The sequence below is a fragment of the Microcoleus sp. SVA1B4 genome (assembly GCF_036700545.1).
Lineage (GTDB): Bacteria > Cyanobacteriota > Cyanobacteriia > Cyanobacteriales > Microcoleaceae > Microcoleus.
The window spans coordinates 106,210-132,824 of record NZ_JAUBPB010000009.1; the positions used below are offsets into that span (position 1 = coordinate 106,210).

General features: G+C 43.8%; 21 protein-coding genes. 12 read left to right on the forward strand and 9 right to left on the reverse strand.

Annotation, left to right across the window (positions count from 1 at the left end):
• Positions 1–30: 30 nt before the first annotated feature.
• A complete protein-coding gene (locus tag QT987_RS06965) occupies positions 31–393 on the reverse strand; it encodes a tetratricopeptide repeat protein (protein ID WP_333238478.1) in 363 nt (120 codons plus the stop codon).
• A 67-nt stretch (positions 394–460) separates the two neighbouring features.
• Between QT987_RS06965 and QT987_RS06970 the strand changes: the two genes are divergently transcribed.
• Complete coding sequence (locus QT987_RS06970; protein ID WP_333238481.1) at positions 461–940, forward strand: helix-turn-helix domain-containing protein; 480 nt, start codon at positions 461–463, stop codon at positions 938–940.
• Here the strand turns inward: QT987_RS06970 and QT987_RS06975 are convergent.
• A complete protein-coding gene (locus tag QT987_RS06975) occupies positions 937–1,239 on the reverse strand; it encodes a type II toxin-antitoxin system HicB family antitoxin (protein WP_333238483.1) in 303 nt (100 codons plus the stop codon). The genes QT987_RS06970 and QT987_RS06975 overlap by 4 nt on opposite strands.
• Before the next feature lie 227 nt (positions 1,240–1,466).
• Here QT987_RS06975 and QT987_RS06980 point away from each other — a divergent pair, with 227 nt between their 5' ends.
• Positions 1,467–2,162: a hypothetical protein gene (locus tag QT987_RS06980; protein ID WP_333238485.1), complete on the forward strand. Its 696-nt coding sequence runs from the start codon at positions 1,467–1,469 to the stop codon at positions 2,160–2,162.
• A gap of 20 nt (positions 2,163–2,182) precedes the next feature.
• Here QT987_RS06980 and QT987_RS06985 read toward each other — a convergent pair whose 3' ends face one another.
• On the reverse strand, positions 2,183–2,533 hold the full coding sequence (locus QT987_RS06985; RefSeq protein WP_333238487.1) for a hypothetical protein: 351 nt from the start codon (positions 2,531–2,533) through the stop codon (positions 2,183–2,185).
• 219 nt (positions 2,534–2,752) lie between these two features.
• On the opposite strand from QT987_RS06985, the gene QT987_RS06990 reads away from it, so the two are divergent.
• Entirely contained in the window at positions 2,753–5,848 is a 3,096-nt protein-coding gene (locus QT987_RS06990; protein WP_333238489.1) for a type ISP restriction/modification enzyme, read from the forward strand.
• Positions 5,849–5,991: 143 nt separating this feature from the next.
• On the opposite strand, the gene QT987_RS06995 is transcribed toward QT987_RS06990, so the two are convergent.
• Positions 5,992–6,630 (reverse strand): Uma2 family endonuclease, encoded by a 639-nt coding sequence (locus QT987_RS06995; RefSeq protein WP_333238491.1) that lies wholly within the window; start codon positions 6,628–6,630, stop codon positions 5,992–5,994.
• 283 nt (positions 6,631–6,913) lie between these two features.
• On the opposite strand from QT987_RS06995, the gene QT987_RS07000 reads away from it, so the two are divergent.
• From QT987_RS07000 to QT987_RS07035, 8 genes are all read left to right on the forward strand, one after another.
• On the forward strand, positions 6,914–9,661 hold the full coding sequence (locus QT987_RS07000) for a protein-arginine deiminase family protein (RefSeq protein ID WP_333238493.1): 2,748 nt from the start codon (positions 6,914–6,916) through the stop codon (positions 9,659–9,661).
• A 194-nt stretch (positions 9,662–9,855) separates the two neighbouring features.
• Positions 9,856–10,125: a FitA-like ribbon-helix-helix domain-containing protein gene (locus tag QT987_RS07005; protein ID WP_333238495.1), complete on the forward strand. Its 270-nt coding sequence runs from the start codon at positions 9,856–9,858 to the stop codon at positions 10,123–10,125.
• The gene (locus tag QT987_RS07010; RefSeq protein WP_333238497.1) at positions 10,122–10,574 is read left to right on the forward strand and encodes a type II toxin-antitoxin system VapC family toxin; all 453 of its coding nucleotides are present in this window, start codon (positions 10,122–10,124) and stop codon (positions 10,572–10,574) included. Before QT987_RS07005 ends, QT987_RS07010 begins: the two co-directional genes overlap by 4 nt.
• A gap of 282 nt (positions 10,575–10,856) precedes the next feature.
• Positions 10,857–11,780 carry a hypothetical protein gene (locus tag QT987_RS07015; protein WP_333238499.1) on the forward strand — a complete coding sequence of 308 codons (924 nt, stop codon included), beginning with the start codon at positions 10,857–10,859 and terminating at the stop codon, positions 11,778–11,780.
• Between the two features lie 85 nt (positions 11,781–11,865).
• Entirely contained in the window at positions 11,866–14,841 is a 2,976-nt protein-coding gene (gene pruA / locus QT987_RS07020) for an L-glutamate gamma-semialdehyde dehydrogenase (protein ID WP_333238501.1), read from the forward strand.
• Positions 14,842–14,965: 124 nt separating this feature from the next.
• Positions 14,966–16,594 (forward strand): glycosyltransferase family 39 protein, encoded by a 1,629-nt coding sequence (locus QT987_RS07025; protein ID WP_333238503.1) that lies wholly within the window; start codon positions 14,966–14,968, stop codon positions 16,592–16,594.
• Positions 16,595–16,609: 15 nt separating this feature from the next.
• Positions 16,610–18,247, forward strand: coding sequence for a glycosyltransferase family 39 protein (locus tag QT987_RS07030; protein ID WP_333238505.1), 1,638 nt, complete (start codon positions 16,610–16,612; stop codon positions 18,245–18,247).
• 173 nt (positions 18,248–18,420) lie between these two features.
• Positions 18,421–18,900, forward strand: a complete 480-nt coding sequence (locus tag QT987_RS07035; protein WP_333238507.1) for a hypothetical protein — start codon at positions 18,421–18,423, stop codon at positions 18,898–18,900.
• Positions 18,901–19,171: 271 nt separating this feature from the next.
• On the opposite strand, the gene QT987_RS07040 is transcribed toward QT987_RS07035, so the two are convergent.
• Entirely contained in the window at positions 19,172–21,217 is a 2,046-nt protein-coding gene (locus QT987_RS07040; RefSeq protein WP_333238509.1) for a S8 family serine peptidase, read from the reverse strand.
• A gap of 450 nt (positions 21,218–21,667) precedes the next feature.
• Here QT987_RS07040 and QT987_RS07045 point away from each other — a divergent pair, with 450 nt between their 5' ends.
• A complete protein-coding gene (locus QT987_RS07045) occupies positions 21,668–22,723 on the forward strand; it encodes a UPF0104 family protein (protein WP_333238511.1) in 1,056 nt (351 codons plus the stop codon).
• Positions 22,724–22,836: 113 nt separating this feature from the next.
• Here QT987_RS07045 and QT987_RS07050 read toward each other — a convergent pair whose 3' ends face one another.
• The 4 genes from QT987_RS07050 to QT987_RS07065 form a co-directional block, all read right to left on the reverse strand.
• On the reverse strand, positions 22,837–23,586 hold the full coding sequence (locus tag QT987_RS07050) for an amino acid ABC transporter ATP-binding protein (protein WP_333238514.1): 750 nt from the start codon (positions 23,584–23,586) through the stop codon (positions 22,837–22,839).
• The gene (locus tag QT987_RS07055) at positions 23,552–25,015 is read right to left on the reverse strand and encodes an ABC transporter substrate-binding protein/permease (RefSeq protein WP_333238516.1); all 1,464 of its coding nucleotides are present in this window, start codon (positions 25,013–25,015) and stop codon (positions 23,552–23,554) included. The genes QT987_RS07050 and QT987_RS07055 overlap by 35 nt, the downstream gene beginning before the upstream one ends.
• Positions 25,016–25,551: 536 nt before the next feature.
• On the reverse strand, positions 25,552–26,085 hold the full coding sequence (locus QT987_RS07060) for a DUF2726 domain-containing protein (RefSeq protein WP_333238518.1): 534 nt from the start codon (positions 26,083–26,085) through the stop codon (positions 25,552–25,554).
• Positions 26,086–26,100: 15 nt separating this feature from the next.
• A complete protein-coding gene (locus tag QT987_RS07065; protein WP_333238520.1) occupies positions 26,101–26,379 on the reverse strand; it encodes a hypothetical protein in 279 nt (92 codons plus the stop codon).
• Between the last annotated feature and the right edge of the window lie 236 nt (positions 26,380–26,615).

Below are 26,615 nucleotides of genomic sequence, written 5' to 3' on the forward strand. Positions count from 1 at the left end.
CATGCTAGAAGGATGCCACCGGACTTGATATTATGCAATGCTAGCTTGGTTTAAATATCCACTGGAAATAGGTGTATGTGAAAATCCTTGTTCTCTGGCTTTTTGAAACCATTTTTCTGCTTCAGTGCGATCGGCTGCTACACCATCAGCACCGCAAAGATAAATTCCTGCTAAGTTGTTTGAGGCAACACCATAGCCTTGCTCAGCGGATTTGATGTACCATTTAATTGCTTCTAATATTATCCTTTCTCGACCTAATCCTAAATGGTACATACTGGCAATGATGCACTGGGATTCGGCATTTCCTTGTTCGGCTAGTGGTTTTAACAAGGTAAAGGCTTGGGTATAATCTTGGTTATTAAAAGCGGCTAGACCTTTTTCTAAGTCAGACATCAACAGTCATTAATAAATTCAATATAATATACTATAATAGCATTAAACCAATTCAGGAAACATTTTCATGAACAGGCAAAAAATACTACTCGACCCTATTTTACCGACTGAGGAAGAAACAAAGGCTATCAAATTGTTGGATAAAATGCTATGTCTCAAGACAGAAAATGGTGATACTGAGACATTAAAAGTAAAACTTGTGGAAGTTGGCGGGGAAGCGATCGCACTTCCTGAATCTCTCTATCAATTGTTGTGTCAAGCTGCACATTTAATGGCGGCTGGTAAAGCAGTGTCTTTAGTGCCAATTGAGCAAGATATGACTGTTGAAGAAACGGCGACTTTGCTGAATGTGTCGCCAGAATTTGTAGTCAAATTGCTCGATGATGGGGAAATTGTCTATGGAAAAGTAGGAAACCAGCGGCGGATTAGCTTGGCAAGTGCGATCGCATATAAACAGCAGCGTACTGTAAAGCGCCGTGAAATTCTCAAGGAATTAGCTCAGTTTAGCCAAGAAGAGGAATTGCATGAGACTAGAGTATACAGCTAGCAGGTTGATTCCGGTTTTTGCAGATAAGATTCAACGTTATTATGAAAATATTTCGTAGGTTGTAGTGAAGGGCGATCGCTATGCAGCCGATTATTGACTTCCGAAGGATCTGCTGTCTCAAAAAATAGTTCCAGCGCCTCGATCAGATTTCGTCGCGCTGCTTCTATATTGTCACCTTGGCTGGCAATATCAAGTTCGGGGCAAAGGGATACATATCCGTCGCCGTCTCGTTCAATAATTGCTGTAAACTGTTGTGTTGACTTCCTAATTTGAAGTGGCGGACTTCCAAGCTCAAACAATTATACTTTTACTTGATATTATATCACATTTTTCGCTCTTCGGTGGAGACGGGCGATCGCCCTATACAATGCTAGCTTGGTTTAAATAGTCACGGGCGATCGGTGCTAGTCAAATATACCTCGATCGGAGATTTTTTAAATATAATGAAATCCTAAAGAATTAATAGAACTGCAAAAATTGTACTAACCTTAGAGCTAACGTCAATTAAATTAAAAAATTTTCAACTATGTCAGATCAACCTTTTAATATCCGCCAACTAAATGGCCTAGATTATGACGAAGCAGAACCACTCCTGGAAGATTATCAGGAAACGCTAATCGAGCTATTTGTCAATTCTCCCGAAGGAGAAGAATACTGTAAAACTTATCCAGACGTGGGATTTTGGATCTCGCAGTTCATTTATTACGGTTTCGGCTATGAAGGTTTTACGCTGCCTAGCATGAAAGTGGAAGATGTGGCAACTGTAGTCGAAGAGTTGTTTCCCAGGAAAGTGAGTTTGCTTTCGCCGGAAGAAGGTGAAGATGCTATCCCGGAATTATTGGCGTTCTGGCAATTTTTGAAGCGAGAATTTAAACTGCGAAATGCCACTTCAATTATCAAATACCTGCGGGATATCGAGCCGGAATTTAAGGAGATTATGGAAGATTCCTCTAAATTTGGATTTGCCAAATCCTTTGTAACGCTCGGTCAGCAAGCAGGGTTTGATATGAGTACGGGGGAAGGTCTAACACAATTTCAGGAGATATATAATGCTAGCATTGCTCCTATAATGGCAGCTAAAAACTCCGAGACATCGGGATTTTCCAGCCAACCGATAAGTGATAGTGCTGTCAATGGATCTAAGGCAAGTAAAGAAAAACAAAAAAAAGCAAAAAATACGGCGGCTGAATCGAGAAAACGCAACCGCACTAAGAAAAAATGAGGTTTAGCAAGTATCTATCCTCACTTCACTCTTCTTCTGATTCTTCTCAGCATCTTGTTAGCTTCTTCCCTCCCGCGAAACTTCCAAACTAATAAATAACACATCAAACACAACGCGAAAATTCCTAACACGATCGCACTTTCTTCCGGTGAGTTGGTAGTTCGATAGAACTTCCCACTCTTCGGACTTGCTTGGATGTTGTTAGTTCGCTCGACCGTTCGATCGCCCGCTTGCAAGTTAAAATTGTGTTGTTCAATCGCATTACTATTTTTAAATTTTCGATCTATTTCTTGAAATGACTTCGCCTGTTCGCAGCTTGTTAAGGATAATCCAATAAGGATAAAAATTAAGAAATAACAGCGACATTTCATGATTTTTACCTTTCGGTCAGCGAAAAAGAGAATAAATCCATATAGGGCTTACTGACTCCGACAAAGAAACCGGGTTTTTATCTAATCTGTCGGTAGCCACGAAGTATTTTCCTAAAAAACCCGGTTTCTGGGCCCGTATCTCCAGGACTATTCTATCTACTATAATAGCATTAAACGAATTCAGGAAACATTTCCAAACTAAACCAGGGAACTGATTCAATGCCGTCTATATCTTTTGATGCTTACCTCAAGTCGATTCAAAATAACCTGCAAAAAGGTAGCGAGCGCAGCCATTATCCAGCGCTGAAAGATTTGCTGGATGACTCAGACAAGGGCATTGATGCCGTCATTGAAGAAAAAGGCAACAAGGCAGGAATTCCAGACTTTACCGTGCGGCGGCGGGAACTACTGGTGGGTTATGTAGAAGCGAAAGACGTTGGGCTAGACCTGGATCAGATAGAAAAATCGGAGCAATTGCAGCGGTATATAGAAGCGTTTCCTAATCTAGTATTGACCAATTATTTAGAGTTTCGTTGGTATGTGAATGGGAAGCGCAGGCAGAAGGAAATTTTAGCAGATCGTAATGAGAATAAGCTGCAAATAAGGGCTACAGAAAAAATTGCGGCTCTGCTAGATCAGTTTATCAACTATACAGGCGAGATTATCAGCAGTCCTGAAGACCTGGCGCGACAGATGGCGAGGTTGACGAAGGCAATCCGGTTAGCAACAACAACTGCGCTGGAGGGAGAAAGGAAAGACGGTGAATTGCATCAACTGAAACAGGGCTTTAGTGAGGTGTTGTTGCCCGATTTGAATGATGCTGACTTTGCTGATATGTATGCTCAGACGATTTCTTATGGGTTATTTACGGCAAGAGTTGGTCATGCTCAAAATCCAGGGTGTGAACCGTTTACTCGGCGCACGGCGGGCACGTATATTCCAGCAACAAACCCATTTTTGAAGCGATTGTTTAATACGATCGTCGAAACGGATGCAGTCAGTCAGATCGATTGGGCGATCGACGATTTGGTGCAATTGCTGTCTCAGGTTGATATGGGCAGTATTCTCGAAAACTTTGGGCAGCGCACTCGGCAAGAAGACCCGGTGGTGCATTTTTATGAAACGTTTTTGGCGGCATACAATGCGGCTTTGCGAAAGAGTCGAGGGGTTTATTATACACCGGAACCTGTGGTGTCGTTTATTGTGCGATCGGTTGATGCTATTCTCAAAGACCGCTTCGATTTGCCATTGGGATTAGCTGATAACGCCAAAGATCCAGTAACACAAAAGCCGAAAGTACAAATTCTCGACCCTGCAACGGGGACAGGTACATTTTTGTATGAAGTGGTCAAGCAAATTTACCGCAATTTAGAAGAAATTGGCATGGCGAATCAGTGGGATAGCTATGTGCGAGATAATTTGCTGAATCGGTTGTTTGGATTTGAGTTATTGATGGCTCCCTATGCCATTGCTCACCTGAAGCTAGGGCTAGAACTTCAAGAACTTGGTTACAAATTTAAGGACAAACAACGATTAGGCATTTACCTCACCAATACGCTGGATGAGGCACTGAAAAAATCAGAGATTTTGTTTGGTCAGTTTGTGGCACAAGAAGCAAATGAAGCTTCGACGGTGAAGCGAGATACACCTGTGATGGTTGTATTAGGCAATCCGCCTTACTCTTACGAGTCGTCAAACACAGGAGCATGGATTAGTGGTCTTGTTCGCGACTACTATCAAGTTGATGGTCAGCCATTGGACGAGAAGAATTCAAAAGGATTGCAAGATGATTACGTAAAATTCATTCGTTTTTCTCAATGGCGTATTAATGAAACTGGATTTGGGGTTTTAGCACTCATCACCAATCATGGATATTTAGATAATCCGACTTTTCGAGGAATGCGTCAAAATCTGATCCAAACTTTTTCGGATATCTATATTTTGGATCTTCATGGAAATTCTAATAAAAAAGAAATATCTCCTAATGGAGAACCCGATCAAAATGTTTTTGACATTCAGCAAGGTGTAAGTATAGGAATTTTCATTAAACAGCCTGGAAAATCATCATCTGCTGAAACACATCATTCTGAACTTTGGGGAAGTAGGTCAGACAAATATGAAGCTCTTAGCAACTTAGATATTGATACGATTGCGTGGAATAATCTTAAGCCTCAATCGCCTTTTTACCTTTTTATTCCTCAAAACATCACCTTGCTTACAGAATATGAAAAGGGTTGTAAAATCACAGAAATCTTTAATATAAACAGTCCCGGAATCATGACAGCACGGGATTCATTAACGATTCACTTTAGTCAAGACGATGTATGGAAAACAGTTAATAAATTTTCAAGTATTTCCCCTAATGAAGCAATTCAATTTTATGAATTGCCAGAGAATACAAGAGACTGGAAAGTTGAATTAGCTCAAAAAGATTTAAGATTATCAGGTCTTTCAGAAACAAAAATTAAACCAATACTTTATCGTCCTTTTGACATTCGTTATACCTACTATACGAGTAATGGGAAAGGGTTTCATAGTTTGCCTCGTGGAAATGTGATGAACCATATGTTGACAGGTGAGAATTTAGGATTGATCACTGTGCGCCAAGTACCTGAAGGTATCTTCAATCATGTTCTTGCCACCAATTGTCTTGTTGATAATCGTATTACTTCTAGTAACAAAGGATACGGACAATTATTTCCTCTATACACCTATCCTGATACTGCCAATGAACAGGGTAGTTTATTTACTGAAAGGACTAAAAATTTATTTCCAGGTTTTTTAAGTTCAATCCAAGACAAGCTTGACTACATTCCCACACCAGAAGCAATCTTTTACTACATCTACGCCATCTTCCATAGCCCTACCTATCGCCAACGCTACGCCGAGTTTCTCAAAATCGACTTTCCTCGTGTGCCGTTGACCCGCAATGACCAGCTATTTAAAGACTTGGGTGCAAAAGGTCAGGCATTGGTAGACCTGCACCTGATGAAATCGAAAAAACTTAATAAGCTGATTACTAAAATGAGTGGCGATGGTGACAATGCCGTTACCGAAGTTATCTATAAACCCGCTGAACAGCGAGTTTATATCAACAAAACCCGCTATTTTGAAGGCATCGCCCCCGAAGTTTGGGAGTTTAAAATTGGGGGTTATCAGGTTTTAGATAAATGGCTCAAAGACCGTAAGAAAGCCAAACGCACCTTATCCTTTGATGATGTACTGCACTATCAAAAGGTGGTGGTTGCGCTCAAAGAAACCATGCAACTGATGGTAGAAATCGATCTACTGATTCCTGGCTTCCCCATAGAGTAAGATTCAGGACTTACTGACTCCGACAAAGAAACCGGGTTTTTACCTAATCTGTCGGTAGCAACGCGTCTTTTCGTAAAAAACCCGGTTTCTGGCCTGGTGTGCGATGATCGGAAATCAACCCATTTACACTTACAACACTCAACTCATCCAATCAGTCGTTGTCGAAATTCTTTAACTGCTGCGAGGGAATTCGGATATCGAACATATTCTGCCAACAATTCTATATCTAAATTAGGCAGGATTTCACTGCGACTGATTTGCTCATAACCGCAGGTTTGGACAAATTGAACTGGAATTTCTTCTCGCAGGTAGTAGAGGCTAAAATTTTCATTTTGCCAAAACCAAACTTCTTTAACATTTAACCGTCTGTAAACTTCCAATTTATTCAGGCCACCACTGGTAACAACAACCTCAATTGCTAAATCGGGAAATTCTTTGTCTGTACCAATGCAGTAAGCTTCATCAGGTTCCGTCCCGCCTCTTTTTTCCTCTTGCCGTAGGGTGGTAGAACCAAATGGAAAATAGTCTATATCTGCTTCTAAAAAGTAAATGAGTAAAAGGTCTCCAATGCGAGTTTTTCTGTTTTCATGGCGGCGGGAAGGTGACATAATTTCTAAGACTCCATCTAAATACGTGACTCGATATGCGGAAGTATCCCCACTTCTGGTGAGTAATGTTTCATATTGTTCCCAGTTGACGCGATCGGTAATATAGCGACATTCGGAATCTTGGCGTTGGAGTGCTTGTTGGTCAAGTAGAGCATTGAGATCGCTTGTCAACATACTATTACCTCCTTTAGGTTGTCTTGATTGTAATGAGAGTTAATGCGATCGTGATGAATACTATATAATAATTTAAATATTATCAGATATTGTGGACTCCGACAAAGAAACCGGGTTTCGACTTCGCTCAACCACCAGGAGTTTTTATCGAATCTCTGAACAGCAACAAAGTATTTTCGTAAAAAACCCGGTTTCTGGGCCGCCATGCGTAAGTCCTTATAATTAAATCCCCAATTGCTCCCAAGATTAGGTAAAATTATTGGCGTGTCTGAGGATAAACTATATGCGTTTGGTTAAATATATTGCGATCGCCATTATCAATGGTTTCGGTGTCGTCATCGGTATTATTTGGGTTGCAGTCCCCACAACAGTGGCTCAACCTTCCCTAAACTACCAACTCGCACTCTCTGGGCGACAGTCAGAGGGCGAAACTCCGCAATCCCTTTCCGAACTCTACAAATTGCGCGATCGGCTCAAAGTACAATTAGATAACCTTGCCAAAAATCCCGACAGCGCCCCGTTTCCGGCAGAACTTTGGAAATCAGCAATCCACCGCCAGCAATCCGAAACTCTGACGCAGCAACTCCAAAACGTTCAAAGTCAGATTCAAATAGAAGAAACAGCCCAATATAATTGGGACGATGCTGCTAAATTAGCCGCCCAAGCTGTCGTAATTGGACGCACTTCTAATCCTTCTTCTGCTACTTGGGAAGAGTCCCAGCGGCTGTGGCAGTTGGCTATCAATACGCTGCGACTCATTCCTCACGATTCTTTTTTTGCCGAGCGGGCGATCGACAAAACCATTGAATATCAAGGAAACCTCAGTGTCGCTACCTATGAAATGCAAGTTGCACGTTCTGTTGAAAAAGTTAGAGCCGAGGAAGAAGAGATAAGAGAGCGAGCCCGCAAAGAGCAAGAGAAAAAAGAACTTGCTCGTCGAGAAATAGAGAGAAAAGAGCAAGAGAAAAAAGATCGGGCTAGAAAAGAACTAGAAAGGCAAGAATTCCAAAGGCAAGAATTAGCCAGGAAAGAACTTGAAAGGCAAGAAGCAGCCAGAAAAGAACTGGAAAGGCAAGAACTTGAAAAGCAAGAATTAGCCAGAAAAGAACTTGAAAGGCAAGAATTTGAAAGGCAAGAGTTAGCCAGGAAAGAACTTGAAAGGCAAGAAGCAGCCAGAAAAGAACTGGAAAGGCAAGAACTTGAAAAGCAAGAGTTAGCCAGAAAAGAACTGGAAAGACAAGAATTTGAAAGGCAAGAGTTAGCCAGACAAGAACTTGAAAGGCAAGAGTTAGCCCGACAAGAATTAGCCAGACAAGAACTTGAAAGGCAAGAGTTAGCCCGACAAGAATTAGCCAGACAAGAACTTGAAAGACAAGAGTTAGAGAGAAATCAGCAAGCAACTTCTCAACCAACTCCTGAATCAACTGCAACACCAACTCCCGCCCCAGCTACGCCTGCTGCGTCCCCGTCGAACTTTTTCTTTGCGGGAGATACCAACAGAGATGGCCAAATTAACGAGCAAGACGAAGCCGGAAAAGAACAATGGTCTTTGTCCAAGGGCGCGCTAATTTCATTTAACGATCGCAATAACGATCGCGGCAAGATACCGACTTGGAAACAAACCAAAGTTATGGTTCCCCGCCGTGCAGCAATGCTGTCTCAAGTTAACTTAACACTATCTGAAAACTTCAAAACCTCTCAGTTATTTATCACGGCTGACAGCATTGCTAGCCCTCACATCAGCGTTTTTCAGAAGACGGGCGACGGCTGGCAACCTGTAGATATATCCGGTGCTAAACCTCTAGTTTTTAGCAAGAATATTGTTTTAGGTGTAGAAGCAAAACAATTTGCCGATCGCAATTGGAACGGCACTGTTAATCTCAAAGCAACTGCCCAAAACAACGGTCAAGAAATCGCCTCCACAACAATCCAAATGGGCGTTAGTCCTTGGATGATACCGCCAAATACAGCACCAGTAACCGAAGTTCAGGTCAGCGACAGAGGCGCGGTAAACAGCGAATTTATCTCGCAACTAAAACGAGCAGTAGAACCGACGGGCGCTAAAGTAAAAGTTCTCCAGGGCGATCGCACTTGGATGCAAGATACCCAGAAAAACGGATACGTTCAACTCCCCGAAAAATCGGAGATACGCCAGTTTAATGTCGCCCTCAAAAGCAATAGCGAACCAGAGAAAAACCCGCCTGTTAAATCAACTCAAGACCGGGATTTGAAAGTAGTAAAAATTGGCAATCCTCGTTCTTTAGACCCTGTAAGTCAGTGGTCTGACGGATACGGTAATTTGCAGGTGACACCGCCGATTCCCGGACACCCAATGGGTCGAGTTTATTACGGGAATTCGGGAAATGCTGGTTTTAATCCAGAGGTACTTGATTTTATTCAAGCTCAGAGAATTCAAGGGCCACCAGTGGATATTGATACTTCTTGGCTTTTGACTCGCCAAGTCGATGAAATTATCAATTTTATTCCCACTCAAACTCCCGGACAATATGTAATGGCGATCGCCAGTCCCGAAGCCGGAGTTAAGCTGTTGGAAGAATTGGAGGGAAGAGGTTACGGCGATGTGACGATGAATCGTGGTTTAAGCACTCAAACAACTGTCAGCGCCGCCTTGAAAAACCGTGCTTTAATTCAACACAATCTCTATTTGCAAAATCAGAAACTTAATCCGATTATAGAGAAGTTGAAAAGAGAGTTTTTACTCGGAGACGACCAAATTATTCAAGTTCCGGTGATGTTTGGCTACAGCGGTTATGCTTGGTGGCCAAATATGGTCAATTCGGTGCCAGTTAATGGCAAGTTGTTAGTTTCAAATCCGCGCGGGCCAATGATTGACGGTGTAGATTACACTCAAGAAAGATTGCGCCAACTGCTGCTTCCTGCTGGCGTCAGCGTTAGTTTCCTGGATGACAGGTATTATCAAGAATTGAAAGGAAACGTGCAGTCGGCGACGAATACTGTGAGGAAGCCAGAAGAGCGGCCTTTTTGGCAGTCTTTGCCTAATAATTACTAATTGGGAATCGGTAATGAGGAATGGGGAATCGGGAATCGTGAATCAGGAATTTGTAGGGGCGGGTTCACCAACAATACTCGCCTGTAACGAACAATATCATAAACCCGCCCCCACCCAACAGTAAATCGCAATATACCCCCTAAACCCGCCTCCCTATGCTAATATTTAGCCAAACTATGCTAGGAGTTTAACAGATGGCTACCCTGCAAATAGAAAATATACCAGAGGAATTGTACGCGAGACTGCAAGAGTTAGCCGCGGCTCAAAACCGCTCGATTAGCGCGTTTGCGATCGCCATTTTAGAAGCCGAGTTGTCAACAGAGACAAAACCCCTCTCAGGAAAACGTAAAAAGTCTGTAACAGAACTATTGGCAGAAATCAGCCGTCGTCGCGAGTCTCGTCCGCCGAATATGGGGATGATATTAGATAGTACCGCTTTAATTAGAGAGGATCGCGACAGATGACCCATCCTGTGAGGTGCGTAGTCGATGCTAGCGTGGGAATTAAGCAATTTATCCCCGATCCGCTGTCATCTAAAGTCGTTCTATTGTTTACCCATCTTGAAATTCCACACACTGAAATATTTGTACCCGATCTGTTTTATATTGAGTGTGCAAATATTATCTGGAAGTATGTCCGTGCTGGACTTTACGCTGCTGCCGATGTTCCAACAGATTTAGCTAATCTTAGAGCTTTATCCTTGCGTGCAGTATCTACTGCTGAACTGATTTTAGATGCAACAAATATCGCATTAAATTATGGAATTTCTGCTTATGATGGCAGTTACGTTGCTCTTTCACAGCAAGTTGACGCGCCTTTGCTAACTCTCGACCAAAAGCTAGTCAGAGCTTTAGCAGGCACATCTTATAATGTTATATCGTTTAACGATTTCGATGTGCCAACCCCGCATTAGCCTTAGCTTTATAGGAACTCAATTCACTTGTTTATTCTTATCAGTAAAAAAAAAGAGCGCTATAATATTGAACGCTATAAAATAGACTAATATCATGGCAGGTTTGTATCCAGATTAACAATCTTCATTCTAAATTTTGCCTAACACTCGATAATTAATCCGTGTATCCGTGTCAAAATCCGTGTCGTGCCTTCTTCCTTCTGCTAGATAATTTCAGTGCAGGCGATCGCACCGGTAACGTAAAATGTCTAAAAGCGGTCTTTGTAAAATAAATTTAGCCCCATGAGCGACGAACAGGAAAAAAAACAAATTTTGACTCAGCAACCGGAAATAATTTCCCCTGCCAGCGATGAGTTCGATCGCAGTGAAATTGCCAGGGCTGATTCAACTTCCGCATCAGCAGAAACTCCCGCAGAAATTGTCGCCCCCGAAGATATTTCAGCGCCAATCGACGCCGCCGAAACAATTCCAATTGCCGCCGATAGCACGCCGGAAACAACACAACTTGCAAGTTATCCGCCTCCAACAATTCCAACTGCCAACCCCGATCCCAAACCAGCTCGCTCGTGGCAAATCTTAGCAGTTTTTCTCAGCGGAATCTTAGTCGGTTCCGTCCTTAGTCTCGGCAGTTTGCTAGCGTGGAGAATGTATCAGGAAAGAGCGAACCTTCAAATCAAACTACCCGCTGACGTACCCCTCCCCGAAAGCCCTCCGCCTGTCGCAGCAGCGCCCGCCAACCGCAGGCCCGGACTTCCCCCAGCCCCTGGAAATGGACTGCCCGCCACATTCCCTCCGTCGCCCCGTCCCACTCAAATCCCCTCTCTGTCTGGTGTTCCGCAACTTGCTTCGCCGTTGCCTTCTCCTTTGCCGTTGCCTTCTCCAACTCCAACTCCCGCTGCGGTTGAAACCCCTGTAACCGAGCGAGTTTACTTTCAAGCTGGTGCTACGGGAACTACTCTGAGCAATAGTTTGCGAGCCAACATATCCAGGCGCTACTTGCTGGAGTGCAATAGCGGCCAAAGCATGACAATTAATGTTCAAGAAGGTCAAGTTAGCGCCGCAATTATTGCTCCTAACGGTGAAAATTTAGGTACTACTGATAGCACAGGTCAGTGGCAAGGTCAACTAGCCAGTAGCGGCGATTATACTATTGAAATTTCAGGCGATCGCCAAGCAAACTACCAAGTTAAAATTGAAGTCAAATAGCAACTATAATTGTATCAGGGGGTAGTTACACAATACATAAACCCGCCCTGGTTGCCAATTACAAATTACCCATTACTAATTACCAATGGTTGCACAAATATCTCCAAGCATCTACGAAGCAAAAACCCAAGAAATTGCCAAAGAAATCCTGAAGGCAACTCAAGACAAAAAGCGCTCTTTTTTCGGTCAACTCCAAGACCAAATGCGCTGGGACGACAAACTAATGGATTGGGCGATGGCTAGCCCCGGACTGCGGGTGCAATTGTTTCGATTCATTGACTGTTTGCCGGCACTCCGCAGCAAGCCGGAAATTGCCCGCCACCTGCAAGAATACCTGACCGCCCAAGAGGTAGAATTGCCCGAAGCTTTGAAAAAATTACTCAATTTTACTAACGCTGATTCGATTCCTGGACAATTGGCTGCGACGACGGTTGCGCCTGCAGTGGAAACTTTGGCGCACAAGTATATTTCTGGGGAAAATATCAAGCAGGTAGTTAAAACTTTAGAGCGACTTCGCAAAGATAAAATGGGTTTTACAGTTGACCTTTTGGGGGAAGCTGTCATCACTGAAACTGAGGCGGAAATTTATCTTAACCGCTATTTGGAATTGATGGCTGAACTCGCCAATGCAGCGAAGAATTGGCCGCAGGTAGATGCAATTGACAAAGCTGACGGCGAAACTTTGCCGCGAGTGCAAGTATCGGTAAAGTTAACGGCTTTTTATTCTCAGTTTGACCCTTTGGATGCTAAAGGTAGTGAGGAGAAAGTAAGCGAGAGAATTCGCATTTTACTGCGTCGCGCGAAGGAGTTGGGCGCGGCGGTTCATTTCGATATGGAACAGTATGCTTACAAGAGTTTGACTCTGAGCATTCTCAAAGACTTATTGTTAGAGGAAGAGTTTCGCAGTCGCACGGATATCGGAATTACATTGCAAGCATATTTGCGCGACAGTGCCCAAGATTTGCAAGGTCTTATTGCGTGGGCAAAAAAACGAGGAAATCCGGTAACAGTGCGGCTGGTAAAAGGCGCTTACTGGGATCAGGAAACTATCAAAGCAATGCAGAAAGATTGGCCACAGCCGGTCTACAATGACAAAGTTACTACCGATGCAAATTTCGAGCAGATGACGCAGTTGCTGCTAGAAAATCACGAATATTTGTATGCAGCTATTGGCAGTCATAATGTCCGATCGCAAGCGAGGGCGATCGCCATTGCCGAAACTCTCAATATACCGCGCCGCCGCTTTGAAATGCAAGTGCTGTATGGCATGGGCGACAAATTGGCTAAGCTTTTGGTCGATCGGGGTTATCGCGTGCGAGTCTACTGTCCCTACGGCGATTTGTTGCCGGGAATGGCTTATTTGATCCGCCGTTTGCTGGAAAATACCGCCAACAGTTCTTTCATCCGGCAAAGTTCCGAAGAAATGCCGATCGAACAATTGTTAGCCGCACCAGTTGCTAACGGAAATGACCAGCTAGTTTACAGCAAAGTATTTCCCAACGTTGCCGATACCGACTACGCCAATACCAAATTGCGGCAACAAGCAGAAACAGCAATCAAATCAGTGCGCGCCAACTTAGGTAAAACCTATTTACCCCTAATCAATGGCGAATACCAAAATACTGAAGCAACCGTTAACTCACTCAACCCTTCCAATCCCACAGAAGTAGTCGGCACCATCGGATTGCTTTCCGAAGAACAGGCCAAACAAGCCCTTGAAGCAGCAAAAGCAGCCTCCACCAGTTGGCGAAAAACCCCCGTCCGCCAGCGCGCCGGCGTCCTCCGCAAAGCCGCTGAGTTGATGGAACAGCGGCGGCACGAACTGTCAGCTTGGATGGTGTTTGAAGTCGGCAAACCCGTCAGAGAATGCGATGCCGAAGTCTCCGAAGCTATTGATTTTTGCCGCTACTACGCCGACGAAATGGAACGGTTAGAACAAGGTAAAAATTACGACATCCCCGGAGAAACTAACCGTTATAGCTATCAGCCACGCGGCATTTCTTTAATCATTTCGCCGTGGAATTTCCCCCTCGCAATTCCCGTCGGTATGACAGTTGCATCGCTGGTTGCTGGTAATTGTACTTTACTCAAACCTGCGGAAGTTTCCTCAGTAATTGCAGCAAAAATCACAGAAATTTTGCTGGAAGCCGGAATCCCCAAAGGCGTATTTCAATACGTGCCTTGCAAAGGTTCAACCGTCGGCGCTTACATGGTGAAACATCCTGACGTTCACATGATTACTTTCACTGGTTCTCAGGAAGTGGGCTGTCAGATTTATGCCGATGCTGCGATTTTGCAGCCTGGACAAAAACACCTGAAACGAGTAATTGCGGAAATGGGCGGCAAAAATGCAATTATTGTCGATGAAAGTGCGGATTTAGATCAAGCAGTTGCAGGCGTAGTTTATTCGGCATTTGGCTACAGTGGCCAAAAATGTTCCGCTTGTTCGCGAGTAATTGTGGTCGAATCAGTGTACGATAATTTTGTGGCAAGATTGGTAGAAGCGACGCGATCGCTCAATGTCGGCCCAGCAGAAAATCCCGGCACTCAAGTCGGCCCCGTGATCGATGCAAATGCCCATTCGCGCATCCGCGAATACATCGAAAAAGGTCGCGCCGAAGCTAAAATAGCTTTAGAAATGCCGGCACCGGAAACCGGTTATTTTGTCGGCCCAGTCATTGTTACGGAAGTATCGCCCACAGCAACTATCGCCCAAGAAGAAATTTTCGGCCCGGTTTTGTCGGTGATTCGGGCAAAGAATTTCAGCGAAGCTATTGCTATTGCTAACGGCACGAATTTTGCTTTAACCGGCGGATTGTATTCTCGCACGCCTTCGCATATCGATCGAGCCGCATCCGATTTTGAAGTCGGAAACCTGTACATCAATCGCGGAATTACCGGCGCTGTGGTATCGCGGCAACCCTTCGGAGGATTCAAACTTTCGGGAGTTGGTTCTAAAGCAGGTGGCCCGGATTATTTGCTGCAATTCCTCGAACCCCGCACCATAACTGAAAATATTCAGCGGCAGGGTTTTGCACCGATTGCAGGAGTGGATGATTAATCATTCCTTTGTTCGTAGTGAGGACTCAAGTCCTCTCTCTGGCTGTTAAGTTGGTAGGGTGCGCCCAGCGCACCTTACAGGTGGGGTAACAGTAAAAAATTGTGGGAGATTAGCTAGTTATAAAATGGAATCTACCAAAGATCGCGATCGACTAAATTCTCACAACCCTTCAGTTGACAAGTGGTTGCGATTTTTAATTATAGTTGTATTAGTCCTCGGCATATTCTTTCGCTTCGCAAACCTAGGAAAGAAAGTTTACTGGATAGATGAAAGTTACACATCCCTGCGGTTATCTGGATATACAGAATCTGAGTTTATTCAGCAAGTAGTTGACGGTGAAAGTCGGGACATTAAATTTTTACAAAAATATCAACGGATAAATTCAGAAAAAACCGTCGTAGATACCGTAAAAGGATTAGCTTTAGAAGAACCCCAACTCGCTCCGCTGTATTTTGTAGCGACGAGATTTTGGGTGCAACTGTTCGGCGATTCAGTGGCTGTAACTAGAAGTATGTCGGCTGTTTTTAGTTTGCTCGCATTGCCTTGTATGTATTGGCTGTGCTTAGAATTATTTGATTCCTCGCTGACAGCTTGGTTGGCAGTTTCATTACTAGCTGTATCGCCTTTTCAAATAGTTTACGCTCAAGAAGCTCGACCGTACAGCTTGTTTGTATTAATAATTTTGCTGTCTAGCGCTGCTTTGCTGCGGGCAATGCGGCTAAAAACTAACAGCAGTTGGGCAATTTATGCGGTAACAGTAGCACTGGGATTTTATTCTCACCTATTATTTGCACTGGTGCTGTTAGGGCATGGAATTTATGTAGCCATCTCGGAAAATATGCGATTTAATAAGACTGTAATTGGCTATTTCCTAGCAGCAAGCGCAGGATTTATAGCCTTATCTCCTTGGACTGTAGTTTATTTGATCAATTCGCAAAATGTCAGTAACAAAACAGCATGGCAGTCTTTAAAAATTCCGCTTTCCAAATTAGGTGGAAATTGGGTGTTAAACATTACTAGGCAATTTTTGGATGTAGGATTGTACTCGGATTTACCACGATTATATTTCCTATTGACTCTCCCAGTTATTTTAATGATTTTAATAATTGTCGGATATTCTTTTTATTTGCTGCTGAGTCAGACAGAAAGACGTGTTTGGTTGTTTGTTATGACATTAACGTGCGTGACAGTAGCCATTTTCCTGCCAGCGGATTTAATCTGGGGCGGAATGCGATCGATCAACACCCGCTACATGATTCCCTGTTATTTAGGAATGCAGATAGCTGTTGCCTATTTTTTGGCGGTAAAAATGACATCTCCTCAAGTTACAATGCAGTTGCAAAAGCTGTGGAGGCTGGCTCTGGCTGCTTTGCTCTCTATTGGAATTATATCCTGCTGCATCTATTTGCCAGCAGACTCTTGGTGGAATAAAGACCGCTCTTATATTAACATCCCGATCGCCCGCACGGTAAACTCAGCTTCTCGGCCATTACTCATAACAGACTTGTGGGTGTATAGTGTAGATACGATCGGCAACTTACTCGGTTTGAGTTACTTAATCAATTCCCCAGCTAATTTTTTAGTATTGCCACCTAAAATTGTGAAAATCCCACCAAATTTTAACGAGATTTTTTTGTATGGTATTTCCCGAGAATTCACAACAGAAATAAAAAAAAATACTCGTTATGAAATACCAACTCTTTACACTCTAAAAAATCAAGATATAATTTTGAGAAAATTGCTAAAAAAATGAAGTGGTGTTGGAAAAATGCGTTTTAATGTTCCCCGAAATTGGCTGAAATTTTTAATTATATCCGTATTAGTCATAGGTGTTTTATTTCGGTTCGCCAATCTCGATCGCAAATTTTACTGGATCGACGAAACATATACTTCTTTGAGAGTTTCTGGCTACACCGAAGCCGAAATAATCAAAGAAATTTCGTACCAGAAAATAACCTCGCCTGCGGATTTACAAAAATATCAGCAGATAAATTCCGAAAAAACCTTAAGGGATACCCTGAATTCTTTAGCAACAGAAGACCCCCACCACCCGCCGCTGTATTACGTATTAGCGCGATATTGGGCGCAATGGTTCGGCAGTTCCGTTGCAGCAATGAGAAGTTTGGCCGCCGTGATTAGCCTGCTAGTATTTCCCGCAATTTATTGGCTGGCTTGGGAGTTATTTGAATCTTCAGCAGTAGCAGGGATGGCGATCGCAATTTTCGCAATTTCTCCCTACCACATCCTATTTGCCCAAGAAGCAAGACAGTACAGTTTGTGGACAGTAACTACTATTTTATCCACTGCCGCCTTGCTGCGAGCAACACGCCCTGACGAAAATCAAAATCCTGTCGCCCTTGTTCTTTCCTGGGCGCTTTATGCAGCCACAGCAACACTGGGATTGTACACCCACTTGTTATTTGTCTGCGTCGCTGCAGCCCACGCAATCTACGTCGCAGTTATTGCCAACTGGCGCGATGTGAAAACATTTATTTCCTATTATGTAGCATCTTTAATCGCTTTGATATGCTTCATGCCTTCCCTGGTAAATACTGTAGAAAATTTCAATCAAGTTAGAAGCACAACAATATGGGCAGAACAAACAAATTTCTTAAGATTAGTCAGTAGATGGGTTGGTTCCATCACCATAGCATTTTTTGATATTGGCATTGATGGAACTGCCAACGCCACACAACTTGCCTTGCTAATTCCAGTTGGTATCATGATTCTAGCTTTAGTCGGCTATGCCCTTTATTATCTATGCCGACAAACACCAAAGCGAGTGTGGTTGATTGTATTGTTATTAATTGCAACAACTGCTTTGTTTTTAGCAGTGCCTGATATAATCAAGGGTGGAAGGCGATCGGCAAATCCGCGATATTTAGTTCCTTGTTATGTGGGAATTCAGATAGCAGTGGCTTACCTGCTGTCTGCGAAAATCAGTAGCAATTTGGAGAAATTAAAACAGCAAAAACTGTGGAAAATAGTTATAGTGGGAGTTTTTTTCGCAGGTATTATATCCGGTGGAGTTAGTTCTCAAGCAGATATTTGGTGGAATAAAGGCAGCGGTTGGTTGCGTGCCTTGGAAGTAGCCGCAACTGTCAATCAAGCCAGCAATCCCCTATTTATCAGCGATGCCAATATTGCATATATCATGCCTTTAAGTTATTACCTAGAACCCAAAGTAAAACTGCTAATAGAACCCCGCTGTTACACTTCTTGCTACAAAAATCGAGAATTGGCAAAGAAAAAACCCCAACCCCCGCAAATTCCCGGCGGTTTCAGTGAGTTGTTTTTATACAGACCGTCCTCTACTTTGCGATCGGCAATTCAGCAACAAAACTATCAAATAGATCCGGCTGACACTAATGTCGAGCTTAATCTGTGGAAAATTACCAAGAAATAATCTCAAACATTAAGGCAAAAAACACGGGTTTGTGGCCCAAAAATGTCTTATTCACTGCGACATACTGGCCATAAACGGCATTTTTGAAAGTATGTCGCAAGGAGAGTTCGATAGGTTTGCTTTTAGTGGTAAGCTAAAAGTTAAGAATAAAAAAATAACATCAAAAATCTCCAATGACAGTCACTGAAACCTCCAACATTCGTAAACTGCTGTGCGATCCAGACTTAGGGCTGATTCCTCACCTAGAAAAGTGCCTGAAAGATTTGCACTCATCTGCGATCGCCAGTGGAGAGAAATTCAAGGTAGAACCTTACGATATAGAATTCAAAAGCTGCCACACCCAGAAGCATCCCAACGACCAAAAACCCCTCGTCACCCAGTCAGTGTTAATAAAAGTTCCCCTGACTGGGAAAGTTCAAGACAAGATGCACCTATATCTGATCGCAAGTGAGTTACAGAACCAAATCGACTTCAAAATTATCGACTGGAGTGCCTTAGAACGCCGTCAATACGACATTCACGGCATCCCCTTAAAGCAGCCGATCACCAAAATAGACGGCCAGATGAATTACGAGTTAGTATTCGATCGACCAAGCTACTGCTGCATCACCCTGTGCCGCCAATTTGACTTAACTTACGCCGCCAATTTTTAATTGGGCTTGTAGGGGGGGGTTTCACCAACAATATTTAGGTTAATTAACAATCTATAAAACCCGCCCCTATCCCACGGTAAACCCCTGGTACATTTTTCGCATTCAATACAAATCAATGTGGATGTAGATTGTTAGTTGTGTGGGGGCGGGTTTATGTAAATTGTTAGTAGAAATTTGATATTGTTGGTGAAACCCGCCCCTACGAAATCTGGTAAAAGTATGTCAATCCCATTACCGATTCCCAATTACCAATTACCAATTATCAATTAATTCAAACAGCTCGATTCGCAGTTTCCGCAAGAATCCTCTTAATATCAGCAGGAGTCAGATTCGGATTAGCTTGCAACATCAAAGCTACCACGCCGGATACTTGTGGCACTCCCATTGAAGTACCGGAAAAATATCGATAGGGAATCCCCGGTTGAGAAAGCGCCACAGTTGAATAAACATCACCAGAATCCGCCCTACCACCGTCGCCACCCGGAGCAACAAAATAATTAATTGCCTGCGAACCCGCCCGGTTAGAATACTCCCCAAACAAGCCATTTCGGGTAACACCACCGACAGCAATTCCTACCTCATTGGCAAACCGAGCCGGATAATCTACTTGTGGACGAGCATCATTTCCCGCAGCCGAAATCACGATCGCGCCTTGAGCTTCTGCCGCTCGAATCGCATCCAATTCTTGAGCATTCAACTGTAGGCCGCCCAAACTCACATTTATGATCTTCGCTCCATTTGCCACCGCATAATTAATCGCATTAATTTCATCCCGAATTTTACCCACCCCTGCTCCATTAAGTATTTTCAAAGGCATAATCTTCGCAGTCGGAGCCGTTCCAGTAATCCCAACCCCATCTTTTTTCGCAGCAACTAAACCCGATATATGAGTGCCGTGATTGTTATCATCCATCGGGTCATTATCGTTGTTGACAAAATCCCATCCCCGGAAATCGTCAACAAAGCCATTGTTGTCATCATCAACCCCGTTGCTAGCTTTATTGCGACCGATCGCATCAACGCCAGTTTCCCCCGCATTGCTCCATATATTCCCCGTCAAATCCGGGTGATTGTAGTCAACTCCGCTGTCAATAACTGCCACCACAATTCCGTCTCCAGTCAAGCCCTGGGCCCAAACCTCTGGAGCTTTAATTAAATCTCTGCCCCACTCGTCGCCGCCCAAGTCGGGAACATCAGGAAAAGTTGCAGTACCTTGAGCTTTAGCAACTGCCGCCGCTGCATTCACCAAACCGAACCCAAAACGAGAGTCAAAACCTGGCAAGTTGCTCGTATTGTTATCAGAAATAGTTGCAGGAGTGGCAGACAGATTGAGGGAGAAATTTGTACTGCCTTGGTATTGATAAACTCGGATAAAGTAAGTTCCTGCGGCTAAACCGTTGATGTTGATTGCTTCGGGCGATAAATTGGGTTGTTGAGAAGAAGCAATAATATCGGTGAAGTCAATAGAATTGTCGCCGTTAATATCTTTAATTAGAGCAACATCAACATCCGCAGTCAAACCGCTGACAGTTAATTTAAAGTCGCTATTTGCAGGCAAAGTAAAGCGGTAAAGGCCGTCTGGTCGGGCGTTGCTAAGCGAGTCGGCGATCGTTTGAGTGCCGCCCAAAACGCCTAAATCGCGAGCTTGATCGAGTTGGTTGCCCAATACGGTAGTTGCAGAGATGAATGTATTGGCAAGGTCTTGTGGAGATGCGTTGGCTACCAAGCCTAAAATAGCATTGGATTGGCGAATTTTAATTAATGTATTGGAAATACCGGGGGCGATCGATATTTCTTCGAGAATCAAGTCAGCTTCGGTAAGATTGTCAGTCAGTCCGATCGAATCCACAAAACTGTTAAAGTCAGTAATAACGTCAGCATTAGCCGGATCGGAGACTGCGGAGTCGCTGCGGAGGACAAAGGTATCTGGGCCCAAACCCCCTGTCAGCGTATCTTTGCCGCCATCGCCCACTAAAACGTCGCTGCCGTCGCCGCCGTTGAGGGCGTCATCTCCCTTACCTCCCTGCAAGGTATCGCTGCCGGCATCGCCAAACAGGAAGTCTGCGCCGGCACCACCGTTAAGCAAATCGTTGTCTGCGCCCCCTAACAGCGTATCGGAATTGCCACCGCCGAGAATGCGATCGTTACCATTATCACCGCTAATTATTTCGGCATCCGACGAACCGACAATAAAATCGTTGCCGCCGAGGGCAAAAAGTCCGTTAGGATAAGGAGTCAAAAAGCCCGGAGTCAAGGCGAAACTGTTGGGGCTATCATCTAAAAGATAGGAAAAACCGTCAGGGCTCGGGCCGGACATAGAAATGTACTCCTAGCGAGGTATATCGATCTAAATTTTAGATTTTAAATTTAAGTTTGTGGTTAAAAACGCCCTAAATAGTCTGTAAGGCGGGCATTACGCACAGTCTGTAGATGTGTGCATAGGTTAGGTTAAACTGAGATATTGCACCATTCTCAATTACTTGTTTAGGAACAGGCAAGATGCCTGTTCCACAAGAATGTTGAGTTATTGTGGAACGGGCATCTTGCCCGTTTAGGAACAGGCAAGATGCCTGTTCCACAAGAATGTTGAGTTATTGTGGAACGGGCATCTTGCCCGTTCTTGACAAGGATGCAACATCTCAGGTTAAACAGATTTATTCCGTCATATCATGCCGTGTAAATCAACCACAATTCGGCCTTAGCCACTCTAAAATATAAAATCTAAAACAGTATAACTTAATCCCAAATTCAAAATCGGGATCAGAAAATGGGAAAACAACACTTGCATCGAATTCAGAATTTTTTCAACATCGCGAAGTCGCATTTAAAGCCTTATTTGCGCTATTTGATTTTGGGCGGGACGTTTTTATTTATTGCCAAAGCTTTTTTAACTCACTGGCGAGAAGTCGCGAATATCCAAATTCGAGCCGAAAGTTTTCCGTTGCTGGCGATCGCCCTTGGCGTCACTTTATTTTCTCTAATTTTTGTCGGCTGGGTGTGGATGTTGATTTTGCGGGAATTCCGCCAACCTGTAACTGCCGCCTGGGCGATTCAAGTTTTTCTCAAAACTAATATTGCCAAGTATTTACCGGGGAATATTTGGCATTTTTGGGGTCGAATATTGGACGCCAAAAAGGCAGGGATTTTCCCGAAAGCTGCTACTCTCAGCGTGTTGCTGGAACCGCTGCTGATGGCTTCTGCTGGCGTTTTGATTGGGTTGATTTGTTTTGACCAATTCAATTGGTGGTTGCGGATTGTCGGTTGTGCTGCTATTTTAACGGCGATTCATCCCCGCATTTTAAATCCGATCGTCCTCTTTGTAGAGCGGTTGAAGTTATCCAAGAACAATGGGGAAAATTCAGAAGTTGGGGAGGATCGGGGCGATGGACAAACTTTGCGTTTAGAGTCTAACTCTAGTCTAACTAAAAAAACATCTAGTGTCAAGTCTAAGCGCAAAATTAATTTGCCAATTAAACGCTATCCTTTAGTGCCGTTAATCGGACAAATGTGTTTTATCGGATTGCGGGGCGGCGGTTTTTTGCTAACTGTAACGGCTTTAACTCCGGTGGAATTTAGCAATATTCCCAACTTGTTCGGTGCTTTTTGTTTTGCGTTTGTTGTCGGTTTAGTCGTACCGGGAGCACCGGGGGGAATGGGAGTATTTGAAGCAACGGCGATCGCCCTGTTGTCCGATCGCTTTTCTACGGGTATAATTCTGGGTGCCGTGGCTTTGTATCGGATAATTAGCATTCTGGCGGATGTTTCGGGTGCATTTTTAGCTAAACTCGATCGCCAGCGCGATCGGCACAGTAAAAAACATTAAAAAAAGGTGAATTTAAAACTAAATATTGTCGTGATTGTAGGGTGCGGGGCTGAGAATGTGAGATTATGTGCGATCGAACTACAAACCTGTTTAATTGCGGATGCGATATCAGATTAAAGCATTTTTTCCAGAAATTGCTTGGCGCGATCGCACTTTGGGTTACTAAAAAACTCCTGCGGCGGCACATCTTCCGCCACCTTTCCGCCATCCAGAAACAAAATCCGGTGGGCGACTTCCCGCGCAAAACCCATTTCGTGAGTTACAATTGCCATTGTAATTCCCGTTTTCGTCAAAGCTTTCATCACATCTAACACTTCTTTAACCATTTCTGGATCGAGTGCAGAAGTCGGTTCGTCCATCAACAAAATTTCCGGTTCCATAGCCAAACAGCGGGCGATCGCCACCCGCTGTTTTTGTCCCCCCGAAAGCTTAGAAGGATAAACCTCCGCCTTATCTGACAAACCCACTTTTTCCAGCAATTCTAACCCCTTCAGACGCGCCTCATCCTTAGCAATTTGCTTCACCTTTACAGGCGCATAGATCACATTTTGCAGCACAGTCATGTGCGGGAACAAGTGGAAATGCTGAAAAACCATCCCCACTTTCTGGCGGATTTTCATAATATCTGCCTTCGGCAAAGTAATATCCACTCCGTCAATGTATATGTGTCCCGAAGTCGGAATTTCCAGTAAATTCAAACACCGCAAAAAAGTAGACTTGCCGCACCCCGAAGGGCCGATAATAGCAATCACTTCTCCTTTATGAATCTCAGTAGTAATCTCGCGCAAAACCTTCAGATTGCCAAAAGATTTATACAGGCGATCGACCTTAACTGCTACTTTGGAGTCTACGTTCGAGTACATTGGCCCCCCAAGTTAAACTAAGCACCATCAAATAATAAATTGCGCCGACAAATATCAAAGGTTCAAAGTAAATATACTTTTCTGCTCCCACAATTGTAGCGCGGCGCAGCAAGTCTTCTACGCCAATTACTGAAACTAAAGCTGAATCCTTCAGCAAAGCAATACTTTCATTCACCAATGCAGGCAAAATATTTTTCAACGCTTGCGGCAAGATAATATCGCCCATCATCAGTTTGTAGGGAACGCCAAGGGATTCTGCGGCTTCTTTTTGACCTTTATCTACGGCTTGAATTCCCGCGCGGATTGTTTCGGAAATATAAGCCCCAGAATTCAAGAAAAAAGTAATCACGCCAGCTTGCAGCGCCGATATATTATAGCCCGTAAGCTGCGGCGTTGCAAAATAAACTAAAGTCAACTGCAAAATTAGCGGTGTTCCTCGAAAAATTGAGGTATAAGCAGTGGCAAACCAAAACAGCGGTTTAATGCTAGAAATCTTAAACAGAGACAGCACAATTCCCCAGATAAATCCGAGAAATGCCGACAGCAAGGTAAAAGTTAGCGTTACCCAAATCCCGGACAAAATATAAGGCAAACTCGGCAAGATTTTGCCAAAATCTAACCCGAACTTGGAGGCTACCGCAGGCTGATTTGCTTGAGCAGTTTCTTGCGGAATCGGTCGAGAAAACCACTTAGTAGCTAGTTCCTTAATTTGACCGCTGGCTTTCATTTGCTGGAGGACTCGGTTGAATTCTGGAACTAATCTCGAACCTTTCGGAAAGGCGATCGCCGAACCGCTTTCTTCAGTATTCGGAATTGTGTTAAATTCCAAGTCCGGGTTCGCTGCGGCATAACCCGTAGCGACAGTATCCTCGATCACTCCTGCGGCGATGCGGTTCGATTTAATTTCTTGAATGATATCAGGAATCCTATTGAGAGCAGCCAGTTGCACACCGGGCATTTTTTTCACAGCTTCCTGCTGAATGCTTCCGAGTTGAACGCCTACTTTTTTTCCGGCTAAATCTTCAGCTTTGGTCAAATTGCTGCCTTTATTGGCGACAATTGTATTTTGAGCTTCGTAGTAAAGGTCAGAAAAATCTACATTTTTTTTCCTTTCTGCTGTGGGAGTCATTCCAGCCATCACAAAATCGGCTCTTCCCGCCTGCAAAGCGGGAATTAAGCCGTTAAAATCCATGCCAATTACTTTCAGCTCGTAACCCAATTTTTTAGTAATATATTTGGCAATATCGATGTCAAAACCGATAATTTCGTTGCCGCTAACAGCCGTATCTTTAAATTCATAGGGCGGGTAGTCTGGGGAAGTCGCGAGTGTTAAAGTCTTGTTCGCTTGGGCGTAGCTGGCGATCGCAATTAAACAAAGGGCGATCGCGATCGCCGCCGCCAGCATTGATTTTAATTTTAAACGTTTCATATCGAACATTGTCCTAAAAAATCCCCGCGCCCAGAAAATATACCACAATTCGGAATTAAGTCACCATTGTATAGGAAGATATACTCCTGGACGCACGGGTTTCCAGAAACTCGGTTTGATGGACAAACAAACGGCATAATTAGCCTTTAACAACGGTAAAAAACCCGGTTATAAAGGTATTAATGCGACCAGGGCTAAAGATAGATAATTATGCCACTAAGTTATATTTAAAGAATGTCCGAAATGCACAAATTTTAAGATTTTAGAAACTACAGCTTGTCCGCACACCTCCCACCCATGTTGTATCGTTGTCCTAGTTGCGATCGGTATTTGTAATCATCCAGCATATTCCATCTATATGTGGTACAAGGTATTCAGTAGATCAGAGCAAAAAATACGATATTACTTCTAAGCCGCCGGGAACGATCGAGTGGGAGTAATACTATTGTCGATTATTGATTTTCGATTTGGATAGATGCCGTCTGTAAGTCCTGTGTTAATTACAGGACTTACACAGAAAGTTTATAGTCAAAGAGTCAACTGTCAACTGTCAACTGTGTTGAATAGTGTTGCAAAAATGCTTCCAGTTCTGTCCGTCCTTGTTGGGTAATTGAGTTGTAGAAGACTTCTTTTTGTCCATTGGGAGTGTAGAAACGATAGAAGCGTCGATCTCGATCGATTTGTCGCAGGTATACTAAGGGAACGCCAACAGATGCAAGGAGTCGGGCTTTTTTGCGATCGCGCACCTGCACCTCTGGGCGATCGTGCCAATGAGATGGACATTCTATCACCAGTTTGGCTTTGCGACTAGCACAATAACCGCGTTCCATCAAGGCGATATCGACTCTGGAACTCACCCAAAATTTCCAAAGTTCAATGGGAAGACGGGTGAAAGTTTCTGGACGGGAACAGATGATTTCTAGGGGAACTTGGGGACAGTAACGGAAGCGATCGCCTAAAATCATCTCTAGAATATCGATAGCGATCGTTTCTAACTCGTTGATGATTTCTCCGCTTTGGAATTGGGGAAATGAAGACAAAGAATTGTCATAGTCAAAGGCGTAGAGCATTAGTTTTATTTCCGATTAGGGTGAGTGGGAATTAAAGGGGTTGTAGATGACTGTCCAAGCGTTTGCACCAAGAGCGGTAGCAGTCCAAGCGCCCTTCTGGTAAGGTTTGCCTTCTTTCCGAGCGCGGTAGAGAGTTGTGGTGGATACCTCCAGCAGTTGTGCGGCTCTATGGGTTGTGCAGGATTGCTCTATGACAGTTGGTTGAGATGGGAGTTTTACCCTTCTCTTTTTGTTAAGGGAGTCGAGGGGAGTGGGTGGCTCGTCTGGGAAAAGGCTGAGTTGAAAGGCTGTCATAAGCTGAACCTTTGAGTGTTAATGATTCAAGCCTATTGGGGTCAACTGGATTTCTCCAGAGCAAAACGGTTCAAAAAAAAGTGAACTGATCTGAACTGGTCAAGAAACTTGATGCTGACTATGCTAGGGATAGTTTTGATTGAGATTTTGCGCCTGTGCTGTTGTCCCGCCGTGGACTCAAGTCCACGGCTAAGAGCTACTGTCCACTTAAGTGGACTGAAGAACGCTTTTTTGGG

Excerpts from the sequence above, each read along its gene's own strand:
- QT987_RS07025 (WP_333238503.1), top strand. The coding sequence starts at position 14,966 with ATGGAATCTACCAAAGATCGCGATCGACTAAATTCTCACAACCCTTCA.
- QT987_RS06970 (WP_333238481.1), top strand. The coding sequence starts at position 461 with ATGAACAGGCAAAAAATACTACTCGACCCTATTTTACCGACTGAGGAA.
- QT987_RS07060 (WP_333238518.1), bottom strand. The coding sequence starts at position 26,085 with ATGCTCTACGCCTTTGACTATGACAATTCTTTGTCTTCATTTCCCCAA.
- QT987_RS07045 (WP_333238511.1), top strand. The coding sequence starts at position 21,668 with ATGGGAAAACAACACTTGCATCGAATTCAGAATTTTTTCAACATCGCG.
- QT987_RS07050 (WP_333238514.1), bottom strand. The coding sequence starts at position 23,586 with ATGTACTCGAACGTAGACTCCAAAGTAGCAGTTAAGGTCGATCGCCTG.
- QT987_RS07030 (WP_333238505.1), top strand. The coding sequence starts at position 16,610 with ATGCGTTTTAATGTTCCCCGAAATTGGCTGAAATTTTTAATTATATCC.
- QT987_RS06990 (WP_333238489.1), top strand. The coding sequence starts at position 2,753 with ATGCCGTCTATATCTTTTGATGCTTACCTCAAGTCGATTCAAAATAAC.
- QT987_RS06980 (WP_333238485.1), top strand. The coding sequence starts at position 1,467 with ATGTCAGATCAACCTTTTAATATCCGCCAACTAAATGGCCTAGATTAT.
- QT987_RS07005 (WP_333238495.1), top strand. The coding sequence starts at position 9,856 with ATGGCTACCCTGCAAATAGAAAATATACCAGAGGAATTGTACGCGAGA.
- QT987_RS07065 (WP_333238520.1), bottom strand. The coding sequence starts at position 26,379 with ATGACAGCCTTTCAACTCAGCCTTTTCCCAGACGAGCCACCCACTCCC.
- QT987_RS07000 (WP_333238493.1), top strand. The coding sequence starts at position 6,914 with ATGCGTTTGGTTAAATATATTGCGATCGCCATTATCAATGGTTTCGGT.
- QT987_RS07015 (WP_333238499.1), top strand. The coding sequence starts at position 10,857 with ATGAGCGACGAACAGGAAAAAAAACAAATTTTGACTCAGCAACCGGAA.
- QT987_RS06995 (WP_333238491.1), bottom strand. The coding sequence starts at position 6,630 with ATGTTGACAAGCGATCTCAATGCTCTACTTGACCAACAAGCACTCCAA.
- QT987_RS07055 (WP_333238516.1), bottom strand. The coding sequence starts at position 25,015 with ATGAAACGTTTAAAATTAAAATCAATGCTGGCGGCGGCGATCGCGATC.
- QT987_RS07035 (WP_333238507.1), top strand. The coding sequence starts at position 18,421 with ATGACAGTCACTGAAACCTCCAACATTCGTAAACTGCTGTGCGATCCA.
- QT987_RS06965 (WP_333238478.1), bottom strand. The coding sequence starts at position 393 with ATGTCTGACTTAGAAAAAGGTCTAGCCGCTTTTAATAACCAAGATTAT.
- pruA (WP_333238501.1), top strand. The coding sequence starts at position 11,866 with ATGGTTGCACAAATATCTCCAAGCATCTACGAAGCAAAAACCCAAGAA.
- QT987_RS07040 (WP_333238509.1), bottom strand. The coding sequence starts at position 21,217 with ATGTCCGGCCCGAGCCCTGACGGTTTTTCCTATCTTTTAGATGATAGC.
- QT987_RS07010 (WP_333238497.1), top strand. The coding sequence starts at position 10,122 with ATGACCCATCCTGTGAGGTGCGTAGTCGATGCTAGCGTGGGAATTAAG.
- QT987_RS06985 (WP_333238487.1), bottom strand. The coding sequence starts at position 2,533 with ATGAAATGTCGCTGTTATTTCTTAATTTTTATCCTTATTGGATTATCC.